Annotated in this window: 2 protein-coding genes (1 of these 2 only partly in view); both read right to left on the bottom strand. The window is 48.0% G+C overall.

The window, feature by feature from the left end:
- Positions 1 to 5: 5 nt before the first annotated feature.
- A complete protein-coding gene (locus tag BVC89_RS13355; protein WP_086931660.1) occupies positions 6 to 5,120 on the bottom strand; it encodes a non-ribosomal peptide synthetase in 5,115 nt (1,704 codons plus the stop codon).
- Positions 5,113 to 15,428 carry the end of an SDR family NAD(P)-dependent oxidoreductase gene (locus BVC89_RS13350; protein WP_087684108.1) on the bottom strand. The gene runs 21,040 nt beyond the window's last position, so only the last 10,316 of its 31,356 coding nucleotides appear in the window; the start codon falls outside the window, past its right edge; its stop codon occupies positions 5,113 to 5,115. Before BVC89_RS13350 ends, BVC89_RS13355 begins: the two co-directional genes overlap by 8 nt.

Genomic DNA, 15,428 nt, shown 5'->3' with positions numbered 1-15,428 from the left:
ATTCTCTATTTGCTCCTATCTTGCAATGTCTCGGGCTGAATCATCACGACTCCGTGAGCCATCATCTCGCTAACAACAGTAAGGTATTCTTGTAGTAGTGTTTCCATGCGATGGGTTTTATAGCGTTCATGAGAATAATAGATATCAACATGAAGCTGTTTGTTTTTAAATAATAGCCACACCTCAATTTCAGCTGAACGCTGCTGATGTTCAGGGATAAAACGTTGATTAGCCGCATCCCAATCAATATCAAATAAATCAGAATCAAAGCTATCGGCTTGCCCTAAATAATTAATACGTATAGGGCTACGCCTGTGATCGGGGTAATGGGTTTTAGGTAAGCGTGGAGATAGCCAATCATAACTTAAACCACCACAAGGCAATTCTGCAAAAGCACTGTGTATTTGTTGAATATGTAAAGGCCATGAATTTTGTAAATTCATGTGGATAGCAACAGGGAAATTTACCGCAAAATTGCCCAAACTTTGGCTATAGGTTAGTGCGTTATTTTCTAATTGGCGGCCACTCATTCGATGGCTGAGAACAATCGACTGCTGTCTGGTTTGTCTGGCCAGAAGCACATACCAAGGTGCCAGTAAAATACTGTGCAAACTAGCGTTAAAGGCTCTTTTTCCGTAGCGTAACAGCTGATCTGATATATCCGGCGCGAGCACGGCATGGCAACAGCGAGAAGTCGCTTCGCTGTTATCTCCCTCAGGGTTATCTGCGGTGAAAGCCAATGCTTGCTGGAGACTGTTATTCCAATAATGCCAATCTTTTTCTAATTCGCCATTGGCCTCTTTAGTTTGCAGTGCTTTTACCAAATCCCCATAAGCCGCCGCCGCAGGCGATCGATTTAAACCACTGGCAGCTATAGGCTCTATTACATGATGAGCGTAATGATCCCAAAGCTCACGAAACATAATGTGGCCTGATACCATATCGGCAATTAAATGGTGGGCAACAATACAGATATCGTGGGTTTCATCCTCACGTTTGACGACCCATAACTTCATTAGGGGCCACAAGCCAATATCAAGCGCATTGGCAAACTGCTTCGCCAATGTATCAATGGCCGAGCTTGTCTGCCGATCCGATAAATGGCAAGCATCCAGATACTCTACAGGGGGCGACAGTGGTTGACCAGGCGGCATAATTCTTTGCAACAACTGCTGATCGCGCTCGACAAATACCGTGCGCAAAATAGCATGTCGATCAATCAGGTCTCGGACACTGGCGCCAAAAGCCTGAACATCTACAGGCTGTTTTACTCGATAGCGCATCATGCCCCACCACTGATAAGGCGGGCTAAAGTGTGATACCAGCCAACGTTGGCCCGGCCCTAGTGGCAGATATTCGTCAGTCATTACCACAGCGTGTGTATTATCGCCTGCCGCAAAGGCCTGCCGGTATTGCTTACGCAAGCTTTGGCGTTCAATTTTACCGTTGTGATTACGCGGCATTCGCTCCAGCCACAAAATATGGTGAGGCTGCATATAATCGGGCAGACGCTTGGCCAACCACGCTTTTACTTCGGCATCTCGGTGCTTACCTTCCCCGACCAACCACGCCACGAGTTTCTTATGCTCTGCGCCATTGACCATGGCGTCTGCCAACGTACCTTCGACCTCCACCACTAAAACCGCCACCTCTTTTACTGCTTGGTGTTGGGCGAGAACTGCTTCTACTTCACCAAGTTCTACACGATTACCCCGGATCTTAATTTGATTATCACGGCGTCCATGAAAAGATAAACTGCCATCATCCAGGAACATACCAAGGTCACCTGTACGATATAGTTTTTCACCGGGAATATCGTTAAAAGGATTGGCCACAAAGGCCTGTTCAGTGGCTTCTTGGTTATCTAAATAGCCCTGTGCTAATTGCACGCCACCAATATAAATTTCGCCTAACTGATTATTTGCCAAGCGCTGGCCCTGCTGATCAACAATGACCACATGAACATTATCGATAGGATAACCAATGGACATTTTCAGCTGATCCTCTGGCGGGCGTTCGGTCACAATATGACAAGTGGACTCGATAGCACACTCACTAGGGCCATACTGATTGGCAATACCTATACTCATACCAAAGCGATCTATCCACCGCCTAACGAGGTTCACAGGTAATGGCTCGGTGCTAAATAGTAGCCACCGCAGATCGGGGAACTGCCACGACTCTTGCGCCATTGCCTGCACAAAAACAGAAAATAGTGAAGGTACAAATTGAAAGACATGAATGTGTTTTTCCTGCAGCCACTCGGCCAGTAACCAAGGGTTACTCACCGTGCTCTGCTCAACAGGACAAACGCAGCCGCCCACCATCAGTGGCCAAAAAATCTCGCGAATAGAAATATCAAAACTACAAGAGGTATTTTGCGATACTCTCTGGCCAACGGCTAACTGGAAAGTTTTTTGGTGCCAACGCAGGCGATTCATATAGCTGCGATGGCTGGTCATAATGGCCTTGGGCTGGCCAGTAGAACCTGAGGTAAAAAGCACAGCCATTAGTGCATCGGGGTTTGTTTGAACGGCTAATGGTTCAGTGCTCGCTTGTCCCCACTGGCTTTTGTTAATTTGCTGCCATTGCTGTTCTATGGCCATAGGAATCATGGGAGAGTATTCATCGACTGAGACGATATGGCGAATCGGCGATGATGTACTTAAGGCATCAAGCAGTTGCAACGCAACGGCACTCTCGCACACCAAGCAATCGGCCTTGGCAAGTCCTAGCATGGTAGCGATACGATCACCTGGTAATGAGGGGTCGATAGGCAGATACGCGGCACCTGTTTTAACAATTGCCATCATCCCCACTACCATATGAGGGCCTCGCTCACACATTAAGGCTATAATATGCCCTTCCCGCGCGCCCTGGGCATACAAGGTATGGGCAAGCTGGTTTGATAACTCATCGAGCTGTTGATAACTGAGTTCTGCTGTATCACTGGCCACCGCTATTGCGTCGCCTCTCGCTTTTGCTTGTGCCATAAAATGAAGATAAGGGACTTCTGGATATTGCTTACCAAGCGTAATGACTTCACGGCTATCTGGCTCAATGTTGTCTGCGCGTGCTGCATTGATCGTTGCCCCTTGTGTTGCCAGATTGGGCGTATCTAGCTGCGGATTAGCATGATCATCAATGGCTGCAGCCATCTGCGCTAAGGTACGTGCTTGAAATAGAATCTTGCGATCTACTCTTGGCTGATAGTCACCCAATATGCGAGTCATGATGCGCACTCGCTCGATAGAATCCACACCAAATTCTGCTTCAATATCTTTATTAACATCACCAATATCTATTGGCACAGTTAACACACTATTGGCGATATTGCAGAGCGTATTGAGAATTTCGAGATCAGGCGCGACGTGCTGATCATGGTTTTCTTGGGCCACTGATGATCTCGCTACCGGTGTATGCGCAAAGCTCTTTAATGCATCCAAATAAGCATTAGCTAACTGATCAATCGCAGATTCAGCAAAACAGCCGCTATCGAAATTGACAAAAACATGCAGGCGATCATCAAATACTTCCTGCTGCAGATCAATGGTTCCAGGGCGATTATAAGTACCAGCACGATAGTCAATAACTTTAAGAGCATCGTAGTCCGAGCGAATATAGGTATTGCCAGTATAAGGCACATAGATATTGGATTTTACCGAGCTATCTAACACACCAACCAGCCAAGGCGGTATCTGCCCTTGTTCAAATACCAGCGTATTTTTAAGTAACTGGGCAATATGGATTGTTTGCGCGCGATCGATGCCCTGGCTTAGAGCTTGTTGTATGGTCTGATCCACACGCCTTAGCAGATCACCTGTTGATTCATGAGCTTTTACAGGCTCAAAGCTTAGCGCCATATTCTGGGCAAAGGGGCCGAGCACGCCTGCTGCATCGACCCCTGGATAAATCTTACCACTGGTCGGCACTTGCAATATCACTGGGGTTTCTTGTTCAGGTGACAGCTCACATAAGACTTTTAAATAGTATGCCAGCAATACACTATTGAGTGGCACATTCCACGCTGCAGCTTGTTGCTTGAGCGCCTGCGTCTGTTCACCACTAAGCTGATAGACCCTGTTGCGATAATGCTCGTCTCTTTTTACGTGTTTATTAAATGCTTGTTCATCAAATGCTTGACTAGTTTTATCAGGCTGCCAGATAAACGTATCTCGACCTTGGTTTTGTAGATAGTCTTGCAGCCACCGGTCTTCTTGCGGATCTTGGTGCTGATTAATTCCTTCTACCGTCTGACAATAGAATTCACTAGAAGTGGGCGCCCCTAGCGACTCACCAGAATAGAGCTGTAAAAACTCGCGCATCATCGTCTGATTACCCAGACCATCAGAGATAGCATGGTCGCTCGCTAGGAACAGTACAAACTCCTCATCCTCAACTTGCAACAAAGAAAAATGATGTAACGGCCATTCTAGCAAATCCCATGGACGATTGAGCAAGGCTGTAAAATTATCCTCTATTCGCTGCTCTTTGGCTTTTGTCTCAAGATGACGAATATCCACGCAAGGTATTACAGGAACCTGCGGGTGAGTGTGTAACTGAAACTGATAGTCGGATAGTCGACGGATTGTGCCGCTGCTCTTAAAACAGCAGCGCAGCACAGGATGGCGATCCACCAACTGCTGCCAAGCTATTTGCGCACGCTCAATATCGATCACCCCCCGCAAGCGAAGGGAATGACAAAGAGCACTGGTATCGGCGATAAAACGCGACACCATAAACACATATTGCGAGTGCAGTATGGGCATTAAAGTGGGCTGATCTTGCTCAGCAGAACTATCGCTAAAGACTTCAGGACTGTTTATTTTTTCTGGTGATGTTTTTTCAAGTCCTACCTTGCCAGCTAAAAATGTCACAATATCCCCGAGAGTTTGAAAGCTCATGATCACATCACCGCCAAGCCCTTGCCCGTCTATTGGGTGTCCATACTCATGCATTTTCTCGCTGAGTTGACTCATAAGCCCCATCATTTTAATGGAGTCTAAGGCAAGGTCTGCGTCCAGATGCATATCGGTACTTAGCTCACTTACTTGTAGGCCAAGCATTTGCGCTATCCATGTGAGTGCTGCTAATTGAAATTCTTGGTAAGTATTATTCATAATCAATTTCTCCTTCCAACTGCACCAAGCTTTGAGAGTATTTAGCAAGGTCAGCTTTAAGCTGTTGGCTAAGATGACGACGTTGATGAGCACCAAGTTCTTGCTGCGTATACAAGTTCATAGGTTTAATCGTGTCCGTGCTAACACCGAGGTTTTGCACTGCTGTTACAGGTTCGCTCAGGGGCTTGGCATCGGTGAGATAATGTTTTTGTTGGTGTGCCAGAGGCCAATAGGAAGCGCGCTCAAACGGGTGACCCGGCATAGGCAACTTTTGCTGAGGCCTGTCCACATATAAATCTTGCCACGCCAATTTTTGGCCCTTCACCCAAGCACTTAGGAGGTGACTAACATCCTGCGTAGCGCCTAGCTCACCCCGCTCTCGTCCGTTCCCCACCAGTGGCAGCGGCGCTTGCTTAGCGATAGCACTTTGTTGCTTACCTTGGTAGAACCCAGCGTTTTCAAGGCCTTGGAGATAATCTTTGAGCTGCTGTTTTAGCTCATCTGTGGAAGATGCCACCACCGCCATACGATGGCTGAACTCGGTGCGGCCCAATTGCAGGGTATAGGCGATCTGCTCGATATCGGCATCGCTGCTCTCAAGCCAGGTCAATATCGACTGGATGTAGGGTGCCAGTTGGTGCTCGCGCTGAGTGGAAAATACCATCATTTGCGGCGCTACTGGCGCTTCTTGTTGGACAGGGCGCGAAACAGGTGCTGGCGCTTCTTGCACAATCATATGTGCATTAGTGCCAGAAAAACCGAAGGCACTAATCGCTGCCCGGCGCGGCTGTCCGTCAGTAGTCGGCCAGTCACTGAGCGCAGATATTGGATAAAAAGGCGTACTGGGGAAATCAATGTAGGGATTTTCCTTCTGTAAATGCAGCGACCCAGGCAACTGTTTATATTTCATTGCTAGCAACACTTTCACTAAACCTGCAACGCCGGCCGCAGCGGCACTGTGGCCAATATTAGTTTTCACCGAGCCTATAGCGCAGAATTGTTTTTTATCGGTAAATTCAGAAAATGCCTGACTCAATGCTTGTACCTCCACGGGATCACCAATTCGTGTTCCCGTGCCGTGGGCTTCCACATAGCTGATGGTCTCAGGATTAATACCTGTTTGTTGGTATAGGTTTAATTCAAGACTGGCTTGAGACGCGGCATTGGGGGCAGTGATACCGTTTGAGCGCCCATCTTGGTTGACGCCGCTACCTTTAATTACGCCATAGATATAATCGCCATCGCGCTTGGCAGCACTGAGCGGCTTTAATAACACCATGGCTGCACCTTCACCCCATACTACGCCGTCGGCGTTTTCATCAAATACGCGACACCGCCCATTGGGGGATAACATATTGGCGGTGCTACTTAATATTTGTGGTTCCGGTGTTAGCAAAAGTGAGATACCACCGGCCAATGCCATGTCCGACTCCCCTGCCCGTAAACTCTGGCAGGCTTGGTGAATAGCTACCAAGGAAGACGAACAGGCAGTGTCAATTAGCATCGACGGCCCTTTCAAGTTGAGAAAGTAGGAAATACGCGAAGGCAACATCGCACTGCTACTGCCAAGTAATGTAAAGGCATTGGTTTTGTCAGCCTCTTTTAACAAGCTGCTGTATTCCGTCATGCCCGCAGCGCCCACATAGACACCACAGCGACAATCGGACATAGCGTCTGACGAATAGCCGGCATTTTCGATAGCGCGCCAAGACTCCTCCAAAATAATCCGGTGCTGAGGGTCCATGGCTTCTGCTTCAACAGGCAGGATGGAGAAGAATTGTGGATCAAAATGATCGACGTGATCTAATAGGCCGGCCCACTTACTGTACGCCTTTTTCGCTTTGCCTGGTGCGGGATCATAATAGCTATCTAACGGCCAACGATCGGGGGATACTTCCTTAACACAATCGACCCCATCTTTTAAACACGCCCAAAACTCATCGATATTGTCCGCTTCGGGGAAACGGCCTGAGAGTCCAATAATCGCGATATCTTCAGATAAAGGAGCGTTAGCGGTGCTGTCAATAGGCACACTATCAACAGGTGCGCTATCAACGTCTCCACTAGCAACGTCTCCACCAGCAAGAGATGGCTTATAGGTAATGGAGTCGGCTGTCTTATGTTCTTGCGGGGCTTCGGTCTGCTTGGACACAAGCTCCAGTTGTTCGTGTGTTTGAAGATCAGATAATCCCCCTCTAGAAAGGCTGTCCCGATAGCTTTCGTAGGCCGAGACAATGGCTTGTCTATGCTCTTTTAGTAAGTGTTTTGACAACTGCGCTATGCTTGGATGGTGAAAAAATATTGCAGGAGTAATATCACACTTATAGGCCTCACTTAGTCGACGACTTAACTGGGTAAGACTAATGGAGTCAAAACCTAGCTCTGAAAATAGCAAGTCCTCTTCCAGCTCTTGTTGTTCAAGTGTTAATAGATCGCTGACTTGGGCTTTTATGTGCTGATCAAGATACGCCTCTATACTTAGGGCTGTAAATTCCTTATCCGCAGCCTGATCAGAAAGAATCTCGCTCACAACAGGTGCGCTTACAGATTTTGCCTGCGCCAGCTCTTTTGCTGGTATGCCCAACCAGGAATCAAGCCTTTGCTTGTCGCCAACCAGTGCCAGTAAGTGTTGATCTTTTAAATGCTCACTGACAAGAGCCTGCTCAAACAAAGCCATGCCTAAATCAAGGCTTAAGGTTTGCTGACCGGTGGACTGTAAATAAAAGTCCAGCTGTGCCTGAGTATCAGGCTGAAGCCCGCCGTCTCGCCACAGAGGCCAGTTGATTGCCACAGTTTTACCATAACGCAAACCACGATCGACCAACTGCTGGCGATAACGGGCGTAGGCCATTTGAAATCGGTTGGCCAGGGCATAGTCGCAAGAACCAAAGTCACCGACAATGGCGGAGCTTGACGAGAAGTAGCAGCAAAAATCTAACGGCTCACTACTTAACACCTCATCGATAATTTCTGTTCCCTGGATTTTTGGCGATAGTACAGAGCGGATATCATCGTGGGATTTTTCAGTGATGGCTGCATGCTGTTCTACACCGGCACTATGTAACACACCGTGGATTATACCAAAGCGTGACTTGACCTCAGTAATGGCTTTATCCATCTGCGCAGCATCGGCAACATCAGTACTGACATACATCACCTGGCTACCAAGTTGCTCAAGCTGTTGTAGCTTATGGCGATGGCTTTGCTCTAGTGCCGAACGACCGCACAGTATCAACTTGGCTTGATAACGTTTCGCTAGATACTCAGCAAAGCGATAGCCCAGACCTCCCAAGCCGCCAGTAATGAAATAACACCCCCCCTGACGAATCAGGCTATTGGCAGGCGCCACCTGCTCATCGAGGTCAATAGGCTGCAGTTTTTGCACATAGCGCTGGCCCTTTTGGTAGTAGCTGCTCGATAGGGTACTAGCTTTTAATTCAGCGCTGAGCATACTCAACCAACGGTGCCAGTGCTCATCCCCTATTGGCATGGTTTGAGATTGATAAATATTGGCCCACTGTAATTGAGGGAAGAGTATTTTGGTGGAGCGTTCAATCCCCTGCCACGCTTCAACATAGCTGCGAGTGCGCCCATCACTAAACGGCGCAGCGCAGAGTAATTGCTTTGGCAATATCTTGGCACGAGCCAGGGATTGCAGTAGCTGCAATAGGACATTGGCTTCTTCGATGCAGCTTTCGTCTTCCAAGGGCCACAAATAAATGACCGTATCTATTGCAGCATCCATTACTTTAATTTGGCGCGCCATTTGATCAAAACTGCTTGGATCTAGGCGATTTACCGAGAGCTCTCCGCCACTGCCCTGGACCACACATCTCACCTGTACACCCGGAAATTGTTGCTCAAAATATTGACGTACTTTCACTTGGTGGGCAGGTTTAGATACCAGACACAACATAGAGGTTATCGGCGAGTTTCGATGGGCTTGCACTAAATCTTGCAACTGCCATCGTTCGATAAAAGTATGCAGTTGTGGCTGCTGTATGTGATGATCAGCCGCTTGGCTTAGCGCATTGACAGAAGCATCGGAATTGAATGCTTTCTGCTCCGCTCTAGGCTGTACATAACTCACATCAGATGCCCGCCAATTGCGCGCAAAGGGATAGGTTGGCAAAGTCATGCGCTGAGGTCTTAATTGATACAGGGAAGGCCAATCAATATCGACCCCATGCACCCATAACTCAATCAACTTGGCGTGATAGCCTTTAGCCGCCCATTGAGCGATAAGCTCGTGACTGGTTTCGTCCTGAAATATATCAGCCAGTGGCGACGTGCCCCCTACTCTGGCGCTATATAGTGTCTGCGGCGCATTATCGCAATGCTCACTAGCATCCAAATACTGACTCAAGCGCTCCACCAGTTCATCCACACTATGGCTGATAAAACCTAAGCGCTGCTTCATAGCATCGCGGCCCACTTGCAAGGTATAGGCAATATTGGCAAGGCTTGTTTTAGCTTCACAATGATCGGCTAGATCACGCACAAGATAGTTTTTCAATTGTTGTGCTTGCGCCTTTAAACCTTCGCTATTACGGGCTGACAGCACAATAGGATAAGGTGTCTTAGCATCGCTGGATGTATCCGTCGCCTGTCGATAAGATTCAATAACGGCGTGAGCATTGGTGCCACTAAAACCGAACGAACTCACCACAGATAAACGCTGCTGATTTGGGTTAAGCGGCCAGGGCTTAAGCTGTGTATTGACATAAAAAGGACTGTCAGCAAATTCAATATGACGATTTGGCTGGTCAAAATGGATGGATGGCGGCAGCTGCTGATGGGCCATCGCCAACAATACTTTGATAACACCTAAAACCCCCGCTGCCGCTGCCGTATGGCCGATATTAGCCTTTAATGCTCCAACAGCGCAGTAGCCTTTGTCTGCCGTAAACGTACTAAAGGCATCACTTAAGGCATGTATTTCCACCGGGTCACCTAATTTTGTGGCGGTGCCATGGGTTTCTACGTACTGGATATGCTCAACATTGATATTATTGTCACGATATAAACGCTGCTCTAATTGGCTTTGCGATAGGAAGCTCGGTACGGTAATACCTGAGGTACGACCATCCTGGTTAGTACCACTGGCACGCAATACACCATAGATATGATCACCATCGCGTTTTGCATCTCCTAGGCGTTTGAGCACAACAACACCGACGCCGTCACCTGGCACAATGCCATTCGCTTGGTCGTCGAAAGGACGACAGCGGCCATCGGGAGATAGCATGCCGGCGTTATGCATGTGAATAAAACCATCCGGCGTGTCATAAACACTGACGCCACCGGCCAAGGCCATATCCACAAGCCCTGAACGCAAATGCTGACAGGCAACATCAATCGCTACCAGAGATGATGAACAAGCGGTATTAATGGTAAGAGATGGCCCTTTTAAATTTAAAAAGTAAGCTAAACGGGAAGATAAAATACTATTTTCTAAACCCAACATTGCGTAATGAGAAAAGGTATTTTTTTTCAGCTCACTGGAACCAACGCCGAGAGCGCCAATAAAAGTCCCCACGGATTTATCTGCAAGAGACTTAGGTGCATAGCCGGCATCTTCCAACGCACGATAACTCTCCTCTAACAAGATACGCTGGCTAACATGCATTTCCTGAGCTTCTTTGGGTGAGATGCCAAAAAAGCTGGGATCAAAGCCTTGCACATCGTCTAAAATGCCATAGTGCTTAGGCATATCCTTATCACCATGAGTCTCAAGAAAAGCCAACCATTCCGGGTTATCAATATCCCGAGTGGCTGAGCGGCCTTCACTGACGAGTTGCCAAAACTCCGCAGGATTCTTTGCTCCTGCGCAGCGACAAGAAAGCCCTACCACTACGATCGCGTCATCGTGTTGGGTATTAGGTTGGGCGTTTGCTGGCAAAGATAATGAGGGAGATATTGATGGCTTTGGCGGTGTGTGCGTTGCTGTGGTCTGAGCTGACTCGATATCAGAATTAGCGTTAGTCAGGGCGCGGTGCACTAAACTTGCAAGTTCATCAAAGCTGGCTGCCTCGAATACGACACTGGTGGGGAGCGATAGCTTAAATTGCCGATTAATAGCTTCTAATAGCTCCACCACATTGATCGAGCTTACTCCCAGTTCTTTCAGTGACTGACGCTTTAACTCCGCTAGCGAGTAACCGAGCTGACGCGAAAAAATATGCTCCAATTGATCTTGCACGTGTGCGATTTTCACAGAGCTCTGGGCAGTATCCAATGAGCTCTGGGCAGTGTTTATTTCGCTCTGGGCAGTGTTTATTTCGCTTTGGGCAATATTTATTTCGCTTTGGGCAATACCAACAGGTACCTGTTGGGGGCTATCTGAAGGGGTTACCCTCGCTTTAGCGTTGTACGATTGTGCAACTATCTGACTGAGACGCTTTAGGCTGTCTGCCTCAAACACCACACTCGTAGGCAAATTAAGTGTAAATTCTTGATTGATCGCTTCAAGTAATTCAACTGCATTAATGGAGCTAATGCCTAAGTCACTAAAAGAAAGTGTACGTATATCTTGTGCCTGATATCCCAGTATTCGGCTAAAAACCTTTTCTAAGCGTTCTTCAATAGTAGTGATATGGCTATTTTGCTCTAAATCCATCGGCTGCTGTTGTGGTGCGGGATTAATAGCTTTAGCAATATCTTTAGCAGGTGGCGCCACTGTCGGTGCTTTTTGCGCAACGGGAGGATATGGAATATTACCCAATGCCCGCATTTCTTCCAGGGCATCTTTATAAGCACGAGATTGGCTCAGAGCTTGTCGATTATGCTCGTATCGTTGTTCACCGCTCCATTGGCTTTGTTTACGTATTTTTAATAAGTAATAGCTAATCCAGCCACGAGATAAAGACACCGCCTGGTTGGTAAAGTTGGCAAAGCTATCTTTAGTAACCTGATCAAAGTGACGAGCGTTATTATCAAACTCAGGATCGATAACAAAATTAGCAATCTCTTTGGATAGATCAATAACCTCATCGAAGACTAGATCATGATCCGCTAGCAACTGCGCCCACTCGGGTGCGGTAGGTACGCTAATTTCTACCGCCTTGTCCACAATCGCGCCTGAAAGATTAGTGACGTAATCCATTAACAACACGCGCCCACCTTCCCTCAGGCTATTGGCAATATTGCCAAACAATCCAGTTTTGTTGCGAATATGAAAGCTTACTTCAATGCCAAAAATTAAGTCGTATTGGTCGACAAAAGCATCTTTAGCACTGTCTTTATGATAAATATGCGCATGTTCTTGCAGCCCCAGCTCGGCAATACGCTGATTACCCAAGCGGGCTTGGTCAGCAGTAATGGTAAAACCGTGGGCTTGGATATGGGGATAGTGGTAAGCAATCTGGCGCACATCGGTGCCATGGCCGCAGCCAAAATCCAAAACTTTATGAATGCGGGAGAAATCTTCTTGGTAAAACAGCACCTGGCGAGACTCTACCTGCTGTTGCAAAACATAGGGTTTCCATTTTTCCCTATAGTCCTTTTGGCTGTAGTAGCTGGTTAAGGAGAAACCCTTAACAGGTTCAGGAAATGGACATAGGGTGAGATAGTCTTCCTGATCATCATTGTGAAAGTCCCTCACGATACCTGTATAGAGTTCCACCGCCTTATTTTCATCACTTGCCGGCTTCTTTGTCGCAACGAAGGCCGCAACGAATGCGTTGTCCAAGCGGCATTCTTGAGGATCAAAGGGATAGGTCGGTAAGCCCGATAACCGCATGGGCGTAGAAGCAAGATCGGACGCAAGATCGGACGCAGAGTCGGCCCCAGAACTAGGCGAGCCATAAAGCGGTGACCAATCCATACGGTAACCGGACACCCACGCTTTTGCCAGCTCGTCGATTGAAGTTAACGAGCGTTTGGAGTTTAAAGGCTGCTGTGCATGTCCACTAAAACAACTGTCTGTGTTGGCAAAGCCTTGGGGCAGTTGCGCCTGTTCTAGCCAATCACCTAGTTGCTGGTAAAGATCATCCAAATTCTGACTGATGATGGCAAGCCGATGAGGCATCGCCACACGGCTAACCTGCAGGCTATAGGCAATAGAACCGAGATCAATATGGGGATGTTGTTTAATATAAGACCGCCAAAGCTTTGCATAAGCGGTCAAACGCTCAGGTGTTTTAGCAGATAAAACAAATAAGGCTTGGCTGTTATCTGGCTTACCCACAACTTCAGGGCGTCGATATTCCTCAACGATGATATGCGCATTTACTCCACCCCCGCCAATACTGGTAATACCTGCCCGCCGGGGTTGAGCGAGTCCATTTACCGTAACTGCAGGCCATGGGCCGGCTTCTGTTTGTAATTGAAAAGGCAATTGGGCTAAAGGTAATGCCTGACTGATCTCCCCTTTTACTAAAGTGGGTACCAGGGTTTGATGTTTAAGGCTAAGGAGCACCTTAGTGAGCTGAGACATACCTGAGGCCGCTTCGCCGTGGCCAATATTGGCTTTAACAGAGCCAAGGCGGTAATGCTCTTTGTGGTAGCCTTCCCCCTGTTCGAGACCGGAAAACACTTTTTGTAAGGCTCTAAGTTCGATGGAGTCACCCAACTCTGAACCACTGGCAGCAGCTTCGACATAGTTAATATCACTCGGTGATAGCTTGGCCTGAGCCAGGGCATCCTCAATAAGTTCAGCTTGACGGTTGGGGTTAGATACCATGTACGCTGAGGTTTTGCCGCTGTGATTAACGGCACTGCCACGAATGAGGCCATAGATGGCATCTTTGTCTTCCAGTGCCTGGCTGTAGGGCTTTAAAATGGCCACACCACAGCCTTCCCCTGGAACAAAGCCGTCGCCATTGTCACTGAACAAGCTAAAGGGTTTGGCTGATGAAAACTGCCGTCGTGATAGCGCGACATAATTCATAGGGTGCAAATACAGATTAACCCCACCTACCACCGCCATCCGACCACCACGGCGCAGGTAATTACAGGCTTCATGGATGGCCACCAGCGACGAAGAACACATGGTATCGATGGTCTGACTCGGGCCCTGCAAGTTCAGGTAATAAGACACGCGATTGGCTACGGAAGCAAAAGAGGTTGTGGGCATATCACGCTCAGTATTTAAGCCGTAAAGCTGATAGCCCTGCTTGGTGATACCAGCGAACACACCGGTATGTTTGCGCGTCAGATCTGATAACTCCTCACAGTTGTAACCAGCATCTTCAAAGGCCTTCCAGGCGTGTTGCAAAAACAATCGCTCTTGGGGGTCAATATTGGCAGCCTCACGCGGGGGTATTTTGAAAAACCTCGCGTCAAACTGATAACAGTCTTTGACAAATGCTCCCCACTTGCTGTGGCTCTTATGACCGCTAACACCTCTCCCAGAATCGTCATACCATTGCTGATGATCCCAGCGTTCAGGGGGAATCTCCGCCACAGCGTGTTGCCCTTGATAGAGCATATTCCAATAGTCTTCGAGTGATGATGCATTGGGATAGCTGCCACTGATACCTACAATCGCAATAGGCTCAACCTGATCCGAGTCCGGCTTAACAGTATCCGGTTTAGCAATCGAAGTCGAAGCCCCTGCCGCTAGAGGGGCCGTTGTAGCTGAGGCCGCTGTAGCTGAGGCTTTCGCAGCTGCGGACATCGCTTTAGTGACATCGCTGCCACTGGTTAATACCTGTGCAGGGTGGGACGCTCCGTTACCATTGCCATTCAAATCATTGTCATTAAAATCGTTGCTACCGCTTGCAAAAGGCTGACACCAGGCTAATACCTGACTGCGGTGTGTATCCAACAAATAGTCGGCCAAATCATTAAGGGTTTGGTACTCGAACAAAACTGTGTTCGGCAAGTCATCAATATGCTGTTTCAACTGCGCAAAGATTTGGTTCGAAACAATGGAATCAATGCCGTAGTGGTCAAAGCTAAGCTGAGCATCCAGCTGCTTTGGTTCAAGCTTAATGACCGTGCCTATGGTCTGCTTTAACATATCCACTAGTAACTGACGCAGCGCTAGATCTGGCTTTACTGCGTTGGCCTGCACCGTCGTGTGAGACGGCGGTTGAAGCTGTGCTTGTTTGCTTGGCAATGTTTGATTGGTAACACGTCCAAGTGATGGGATAACCTTCGATACTGATGATAATTTATGGCTGGCAATAATCTGCTGCCCTTTATGATGTAGCTCCTCGGCCGGAAACTGCGCCTCACCAAACCCCGCGCGGCTGAGTGCATCTGACCAGGACTCGCTGGATAAACCAGGCGTGCCAGGAATGCGCAGGTCGCCGTCGCTATAGCGCCACCAGCCTTCCAACAAGCCAAAGCTGATATGGGCAA

It is taken from the genome of Agarilytica rhodophyticola, assembly GCF_002157225.2.
Classification (GTDB): domain Bacteria; phylum Pseudomonadota; class Gammaproteobacteria; order Pseudomonadales; family Cellvibrionaceae; genus Agarilytica; species Agarilytica rhodophyticola.
The sequence above is the reverse complement of the archived record's forward strand: the minus strand, read 5'-3'. Positions and strand labels throughout refer to the sequence as shown.